General features: G+C 52.1%; 7 protein-coding genes. 4 read left to right on the forward strand and 3 right to left on the reverse strand.

Annotated features, from left to right (window positions below; translation table 11 throughout):
• On the forward strand, positions 1-280 hold a 280-nt coding region (locus tag ABYW01_RS09250; RefSeq protein WP_372832259.1), incomplete at its 5' end, for an ATP-binding cassette domain-containing protein.
• Positions 281-460: 180 nt separating this feature from the next.
• On the opposite strand, the gene ABYW01_RS09255 is transcribed toward ABYW01_RS09250, so the two are convergent.
• A complete protein-coding gene (locus ABYW01_RS09255) occupies positions 461-1,501 on the reverse strand; it encodes a PLP-dependent cysteine synthase family protein (RefSeq protein WP_372832260.1) in 1,041 nt (346 codons plus the stop codon).
• Between the two features lie 140 nt (positions 1,502-1,641).
• Between ABYW01_RS09255 and ABYW01_RS09260 the strand changes: the two genes are divergently transcribed.
• Both ABYW01_RS09260 and ABYW01_RS09265 read left to right on the forward strand, forming a co-directional pair.
• Complete coding sequence (locus ABYW01_RS09260) at positions 1,642-2,097, forward strand: Lrp/AsnC family transcriptional regulator (RefSeq protein ID WP_372832261.1); 456 nt, start codon at positions 1,642-1,644, stop codon at positions 2,095-2,097.
• A 135-nt stretch (positions 2,098-2,232) separates the two neighbouring features.
• On the forward strand, positions 2,233-3,549 hold the full coding sequence (locus tag ABYW01_RS09265) for an oligosaccharide flippase family protein (RefSeq protein WP_372832262.1): 1,317 nt from the start codon (positions 2,233-2,235) through the stop codon (positions 3,547-3,549).
• Positions 3,550-3,572: 23 nt separating this feature from the next.
• Here the strand turns inward: ABYW01_RS09265 and ABYW01_RS09270 are convergent, their stop codons facing one another.
• Entirely contained in the window at positions 3,573-4,355 is a 783-nt protein-coding gene (locus ABYW01_RS09270; protein ID WP_372832264.1) for a 3-hydroxybutyrate dehydrogenase, read from the reverse strand.
• Positions 4,356-4,838: 483 nt separating this feature from the next.
• Complete coding sequence (locus ABYW01_RS09275) at positions 4,839-6,467, reverse strand: methyl-accepting chemotaxis protein (RefSeq protein ID WP_372832265.1); 1,629 nt, start codon at positions 6,465-6,467, stop codon at positions 4,839-4,841.
• A gap of 601 nt (positions 6,468-7,068) precedes the next feature.
• Here ABYW01_RS09275 and ABYW01_RS09280 point away from each other — a divergent pair.
• A partial coding sequence (locus ABYW01_RS09280; protein WP_372832267.1) for a transporter substrate-binding domain-containing protein occupies positions 7,069-7,721 on the forward strand: 653 nt, incomplete at its 3' end.

The following is a 7,721-nucleotide window of genomic DNA, read 5'->3' on the forward strand; positions in this document are numbered from 1 at the left end:
GGCCCTGCTGGACATGACCGATCGCGCGGATACGCCCTTCAACAAGCTCTCCTACGGTGACCAGCGCCTACTGCTGATTGCCCGTGCGATGGTGAAACACCCGCCCCTGCTGATCCTCGATGAGCCGTGTCTGGGGTTGGATGATATGAACCGTCAGCTGGTATTAGCGCTGATCGAGAAAATCTGTGCCGGCAGCGAGACCTCGGTGCTCTATGTAAACCACCATCCGGAAGATCAGATCAAAGGTATCGACAACTATTTGGCTCTTGAGAAGAAATAATGAGAAGCCGATCACGTCTGCCCGTCATTCACGGGCAGACCACATCACTCGTTCCCACGCTCCCGTGTGGGAACTTAGACCTACTCACCTTGCGGGAACGGTTACGACAGCTGTATGGATTCCCACGGAGGACCATGGGAACCAGTACAATCCCACACCCCGGACCGACCTGATTCACGCTTAGAACAAGGTATTCAGCTTATCCAGTTCCGGCTGAATATCCCCGATGTTTTCCCTCACCCATGCTGCGTTGTAGTACGTATCAAGGTAGCGCTCGCCACTGTCACACATCAACGTCACGATAGAGCCTTGCTCACCGTTCGCTTTCATCTCCTGTGCCACCTGCAACGCGCCCCAGAGATTGGTTCCGGTCGACGCACCCGCTTTGCGCCCCATACGCCCTTCCAGCCAATAAAGGGTGGCGATACTGGCGGTATCTGGCACTTTTATCATCACGTCGATGATCGCAGGCTGAAACGAGGCTTCCACCTGCGGACGACCAATCCCCTCGATTTTACTGCCCACGGACGCGGTCAGCTCGGTATCACCTGACTGGTAGCTGTCGTAGAACACGGAGTATTCCGGATCAACCACCAGCAGGCGAGAGTCCAGCCCCTTATAGCGAATATAGCGCCCGATGGTCGCTGAAGTGCCGCCCGTGCCCGCACTCATCACCACGGTATGCGGCACCGGATGAGGCTCTGCTTCCATCTGGCGGAAGATGCTTTCAGCGATATTATTGTTACCCCGCCAGTCGGTGGCCCGCTCGGCGTAGGTAAACTGATCCATGAAATAGCCCCCCAGCTCATCTGCGACTTTCACCGCTTCGCTGTGCATCTGTGTGGCCGACTCAACAAAATGGCAACGACCGCCATAGAGTTCGATCTGTTTGATTTTGCTTTGTGCAGTACTGCGGGGCATCACGGCGATAAAGGGCACCCCGATCATGCGGGCAAAGTACGCTTCAGAGACCGCACTGCTGCCTGAAGACGCCTCCACCACCGTGGTGTTTTCCGTAATTTTTCCATTACAGAGGGCGTACAAAAACAGGGAGCGTGCCAGACGGTGCTTCAGACTGCCGGTCGGATGAGTGCTTTCATCCTTGAGATAAATATCAATCCCTTCAATCTTCAAACCTTCCAGCCTGATGAGATGCGTATCCGCAGACCGCTGATAATCTGCAGAAATTTTGCCAACTGATTCAGCCACCCAAGACGACATAACCAACCCTCTGTTCAGAATGAAATCACAGGCTTTAATCTAGCAAGGGTGCGGTAGAAATATTTTGCTAGCTCTTGACAACACACGCCCCAAAAGAGAATTATTTTTCATTCAAGACAACAAAAATAGAATTAAATACTATGGATAAGACAGACAAGAAGATTCTGAGCCTGCTACAGGCTGACTGCACCCTTTCCGTCAGCGAGATTGCAGAGCACGTAAACTTATCCACAACCCCTTGTTGGAAGCGGATAAAGCGACTGGAAGACGAAAAGATCATCAAAGCACGGGTCGCCCTTCTCGATGGCGCAAAGATTCAGCTGGGTATCTCAGTGTTTGTGCATATCAAAACCCAGCATCACGATACGGAGTGGCTGGAGAACTTCGCCTCACGGGTGATGCATTATGATGAAGTGGTGGAATGCTATCGCATGTCGGGTGAGTGGGATTACCTATTACGCGTGGTCGTGAAGGATATCGCAGCCTTTGATGCTTTCTACAAAAACCTGATCAACGGAATCGACGGCCTGTCCAATGTCACCTCAAGCTTTTCGATGGAAGAGATCAAATACACCACCAAGCTCCCCATCACCTAAGCCCTAACAGAGAGGTGAATACCTTAGTCGCGGCAAAGTCGTTAGATTTATTCCCGGCATAGATCTTTTAGCCAATTGCGAAAACCGCTTCCGACCACTATCGTCGCCGGATTGATATTATTGATGGATCATTCCATGTCGAACCGGGACAGCCAAGCGATACTCTCACCTGACTACTTTAAACAAGGCAGCCTTGTTCTGATCCTCGGTGTCATCGCCGGTTTTGTGGCGGACTATCTGTTTAATCTGACCCTCAGCCAGGCGCTTTCCAGCCATGAATACGGTGACTATAAGGTTGCGTATGCGTTTGCCGCGATAGCCAGTGTATTGATACTGCTGGGCGGGGATCGGGTCGCTCCGCGGGTACTGTCAGGCCCTTTGGCTAAAGGCGACAACCGTGGAGTGTGGGAATTTTTGCGCTTTTATCTATGGATCGGCGCGGCACTCTCTTTGGTGGTCATCGTCTGCACCTGCGCCGCCAGTGTGATGCACCTGGGCACCTCCGATCTGCAAGACCATCACCCCCTGTTGCTGATGTCGTTTGTGCTGCCATTGATTGCGATTGGCGCACTCCTGAGCCGGATTCTGCAATCTGCGAAACAACTGGCGCTGTCCAACTTACCCTGGCGAATCGCATTACCCTTGCTAAAGATCACACTGATTTTGGGATTGATGTCGGCCTTTACCAGGGTTGAGCTATGGCAGGTCATCGCATCGGGTGCGCTCTCCGTATGCGCGATTATTGGCTGGCAATGGCACAAAATCCGGCAATTGAATCTGGTCACACTTCAGCGCGCGCCCGATACCCTGCGTGGACAACAGCTTCTGAAGCTATCGGTGCCGATGATGCTGGCGATGCTGATCACCCTTGCCCTCAATCAGATCGACCTCTTCATGTTAGAGATGCTGGCAGAAGAGCATGACGTAGGCCATTTCGCCGCGGCAGCCACCACCGCACATGTGTTGCCCGTTGCACAAGTCACCATTGCCGGGCTGTTCCTGCCGCTGATTGCGCCAGCATTAGAACACGGAGAAAAAGCGGCCCGCACCCTATTCTGGCAGGGCCAGAAGATCATCACAGTGGCGATCATCGTACTGGCCGCAGGGCTGATCATCTCCGGACAGTGGTTGCTCTCATTTTTTGGCAGTGATTTCTTACAGGCGAAACAAGCACTGGTTTATCTGATTTCAGGTTATGCGGTTTGGGCACTGGCCGCGTTTTCATCCACCTGGCTGCAATACTCCCACAAGGGCAGCTATGTGGTGCTGATTGGCTGCATCACCCTGTCCATTGATGCAGTCTGTAACTTCTGGTTCATCCCGTTATACGGCATCAACGGTGCGGCAATTGCCACCATGCTTGCGATGAGCCTGGCGGCGCTGATGACGTGGGCGGCCTACTACTGGCATCAGGTGCAACTCACTCAGCAAGCCCGACAACAAAACGGTTGAAGGGCTTGTAGGCGTAATCAGATTTATTGCGCGGTCCAGCCACCATCCACGGGCAAGGCCGTCCCGGTAATTGATGCGGCCGCGTCACCGCATAAAAAGATCACCATCTCCCCCAGCTGCTCAACGGTAACAAACTTCTTTGTCGGTTGTGCCTTTAACAACACATCCCGCTTCACCTCGTCTTCAGTGATGCCACGGGCTTTGGCAGTATCAGGAATCTGTTTCTCGACCAGCGGCGTCAACACATACCCCGGACAGATCGCATTCACCGTAATACCCTGTTCTGCCGTTTCCAACGCGACCGTTTTAGTGAAACCCACCAACCCATGTTTCGCCGCGACATACGCCGATTTATAGGGCGACGCGACCAATCCGTGGGCGGAGGCCAGATTGATAATACGTCCCCAGCCCTGCGCTTTCATCTCCGGCAGTGCCAGCTTGGTGGTATGGAATGCACTGGAGAGATTGATCGCCATGATCGCGTCCCACTTCTCGGTCGGAAACTCATCCACCGGCGCAACGTGCTGAATGCCTGCGTTGTTCACTACCACATCGATCTGTCCAAAGGACTCTATCGCCTGCGCCATCATCGCCGCAATCGACTCAGAACAGCTCATATCAGCAGCGGAATAGACGACCTGCACACCGTAGGTCTCTGCCAGATTGGCTCGAATTTTCTCGATCATCTGTGGATTGCCAAAGCCATTGAGCATGACGTTCATACCGTTTTTTGCCAGTGCGGTTGCGATACCCAGACCTATTCCGCTGGTTGAGCCTGTCACAATGGCATTTTTACGTTGGGTCATCGGTGGATCTCCGTTGATTATTATTAGAACGTTCTCAACGTCACTGCGGATGGGCTTCTATATCAGCCCTCTGTTGGCTACTCAGTGACGAATCCAACCTAGAGCAAGACAGATGCCACAAAGGACATTCTCTTAAATAACAAACGGTTATAGATCTTTAAGATTCAACAGCGATGTTCATACGACCGACGAACTGGATAGAAAATAAGACAGATCCCGGACAGATGTATGACATATCGCTCAATTTCTAGAAACCGCAGACAAGATCGTGACAGGTGCCATACCTGAAGCCCAAAAGGCGTTGCATTGCACCGGGGAGATACTTGGGGTGTAAAGAGATGTAAAGATACAAAGACAGAGCATCTTTGACACGGAAGGGGCGCGTAAGCGCGAAGATCAACGGTATGTGGCGGCTTCGCCAGCGACATCTGTCACTGAACGAAGCCTAATCCAGAAGGGATTGATGCCCGATCACGTGGGTGATCAGATACGAAAGCGACTGATCTCCGATTGCAGGTTTGTCGCCAGCTTCTTCAGACGTTCCCCACTGGCAGAGACCGTATTGGCAGCTTCCACCGTTGTCTCAGCACCTTTGGTAATGGTCATTAAATTACCGTTCATCTCTTCAGACACTAAACTCTGCTGCTCAGTCGCAGCAGCCACTTGCAGACCCATATCACGCACGCGGCTCATATCAGTGACGATCAGGCTTAACTTGTCACCTGCATGCTTAGCAGCATTCACACTGTCTTCAGCACGCTGCCGTGACCGATCCATCACATCTACCGCTTTACGCGCCGCTTTGCTCAACCGCTCGTTCAGGCTTTGAATCTCTTCGGTGGAATCACGGGAGTGACGCGCCAATTCCCGTACCTCATCCGCCACAACCGCGAAACCACGGCCGGTTTCACCCGCACGCGCAGCCTCAATCGCCGCATTCAGCGCCAGCAGATTCGTCTGATCCGATATTTTCTGAATATGACTCAGCACGTTACTGATCTGCTCAGTGTCTTTTTCGAGGTCTTTGATGACCGCTGCCGCTTCCTCAACTTCTGCCGCCAGTTCCTGGATTTTAGCGATGGAGCTATCCACATCGCGATTGCCATCATCGGCTTCCTGATCCGCATTCTCAATTGCCACCGAGGTTTCACCCGCACTGCGCGCTACCTCTTCGATACTAGCCGTCATTTCCGTCATCGCGGCCGACAGCAGCTCCGATTCCTGCGCCTGCCGGTCCAGCGCACCGCTGGTTTCCTTCGCACTGCTCGACAGTTCTTCAGCGTTGCTGGTCAGTTGGTTGGTGCTGTTTGTTATCTCACGAATGAGTCCCTGAAAAACCTCTAACGTAGAATCGATGCGCCCACTCACCCGGCCAAACTCATCGTGACTGTTCACCTCGGTACGTACCTGCAGGTCTCCTCCCGCCACGCGTTCCATGACATCGTGAATCCGTTCCAGTGGCTCAATGATCGACCGCCCGATGACAGCAGCAACCCCCGCCATGAGCGCCAGCGCAATCACCAACTGAACCACCAACTGGATCAGGTTATCACTGAGTGTTTCCTTCAGGTCATCGATATAAACGCCGCTGCCAATCACCCAGCCCCACGGATTAAACGCACGGGCATAGGATAGCTTTGGCTGAGGCTCCGTCTTGCCAGCATGGGGCCAGTCATAGCGAAATAGAGCCGTACCCCTTGCGGAGCCGATCAACGCGGCCATATCACTGAACAGTAGCTGGCCGCTGCTGGTGCGGGTTCGGCTCATATCTTTACCAACCAACGAGCGATTACCCCCATGTACCACCATGGTCGCTGAACGATCAATAACGAAGAAGTATCCATCCTCTCCATAGGTCATATTTTCCAATAAGATACGCGCTTCACTGCGTGCATCTTCTGCCGTGATCTGACCGCTATTTACGCGCGTCTCCTGCTCCTCTAACACACTGTAGGCACTATCGATCAGTACCTGCAGCTGCAGCTCCCGCTCGGCATACAATGAGGCCCGCATCTCGACCAGTGCCATCACCGTCAGAACGATCAATGCCGCAGCAGCCAGCAAAATGAGGCTCCATAGCTTGTGGCGCACCGAGAGATTGGAAAACTTCATTCTGCAACACTCCATATTATTGCGAGAGTTTCGCTCTGAAACTCAAAGACAAACTGAATAAGAGAAAACATCTGAAAACCGCTCAATCACGCAGGCCTATGACAGGTCTGATCTGGCCACCCGCCCACAGCTGCGACTAAGTCTATGCAGCCCGTGTTTTCCAATACTGATAGAGGACGCTAGTACGCGACCATTAACCCGATCACTTTCAAACAAATACTCAATTTCAAAACTGAGATAAAATCAGGACAGACCCTTTTAAAGCAATAATAAAAACAATTCAAGAACTCATATTTTTAAAACACGTTTATGGTGATAACCATCACAATTTCAGACGTTCAAAGCAAAATAAGAAAACACACCGTTCCGAAAAACCTCACATTCAAACACCCGTATGAAATAGACCGTTCAAGGTCTACTCATAATTCAAACAAGCTATCAGTGTTAGACGCTCTTCACTGTCACACGCACCCTGCGTAACCCTCTTCGTGCGCCGCCTGGCCTTGTACACGCTTTGGCGCACACTTGTATAACAATCCCCCTTCATTCAGTCATATATTTGCTACGCTGAAAGCACATGGATTGAGGAGAACGGTGCGAGATGTTGTTACGGGTATTGTGCTGCCAGCTTGGACTTATCGCGCTATTGGGAATCTCTCCTGTCGCAACAGCGGCCTTAGAACTGACGGCCGAGGAAAAAAGCTACCTGAGCACTCGGGAGCCAGTGAAGTTTTGCGTTGACCCGAACTGGATGCCCTTTGAAGCGATTGATAAACAGGGACGCTATACCGGCGTAAGCTCCGACTTTATGGAGGAGTTCGCACGCTTACTGAATATCCAGCTCGAACTAGTCCCCACCGAGAACTGGAGCGAATCGCTCAATAATGCAAAACAGCGGGTTTGTGATCTGCTGCCCATGATCAATATCAGTCCTGAGCGCGAACAGTTTCTAAGCTTTACGGAACCTTACGTATCCATGCCTGTGGTGCTGATCTCTGACCAAAACACTCGCTATCTCGACGGCTTAAAAAGTCTGGAAGGCCATAAACTGGTCATCCCGGCGGGCTATATCTTTGCCGAGCATGTTCGCGATAACTTTCCACAGCTTGACGTTCAATATGCCGACTCACTGCTAGAGTCGCTGCGCACGGTTGCTAAAGGTGAAGCCATGGCCACAATGGCGACCCTGCCTATCGCGCTTTATCAGATTGAACGTCATGGTCTGGGAACCCTAAAAATCAGCGGACATACCAA

Source organism: Pontibacterium sp. (assembly GCF_041587635.1).
Taxonomy (GTDB): Bacteria; Pseudomonadota; Gammaproteobacteria; order Pseudomonadales; family Balneatricaceae; genus Pontibacterium.

Bases quoted from the DNA above. Each gene is read 5' to 3' on its own strand.
- ABYW01_RS09255 (WP_372832260.1), bottom strand. From the start codon at position 1,501: ATGTCGTCTTGGGTGGCTGAATCAGTTGGCAAAATTTCTGCAGATTAT.
- ABYW01_RS09260 (WP_372832261.1), top strand. From the start codon at position 1,642: ATGGATAAGACAGACAAGAAGATTCTGAGCCTGCTACAGGCTGACTGC.
- ABYW01_RS09265 (WP_372832262.1), top strand. From the start codon at position 2,233: ATGTCGAACCGGGACAGCCAAGCGATACTCTCACCTGACTACTTTAAA.
- ABYW01_RS09270 (WP_372832264.1), bottom strand. From the start codon at position 4,355: ATGACCCAACGTAAAAATGCCATTGTGACAGGCTCAACCAGCGGAATA.
- ABYW01_RS09275 (WP_372832265.1), bottom strand. From the start codon at position 6,467: ATGAAGTTTTCCAATCTCTCGGTGCGCCACAAGCTATGGAGCCTCATT.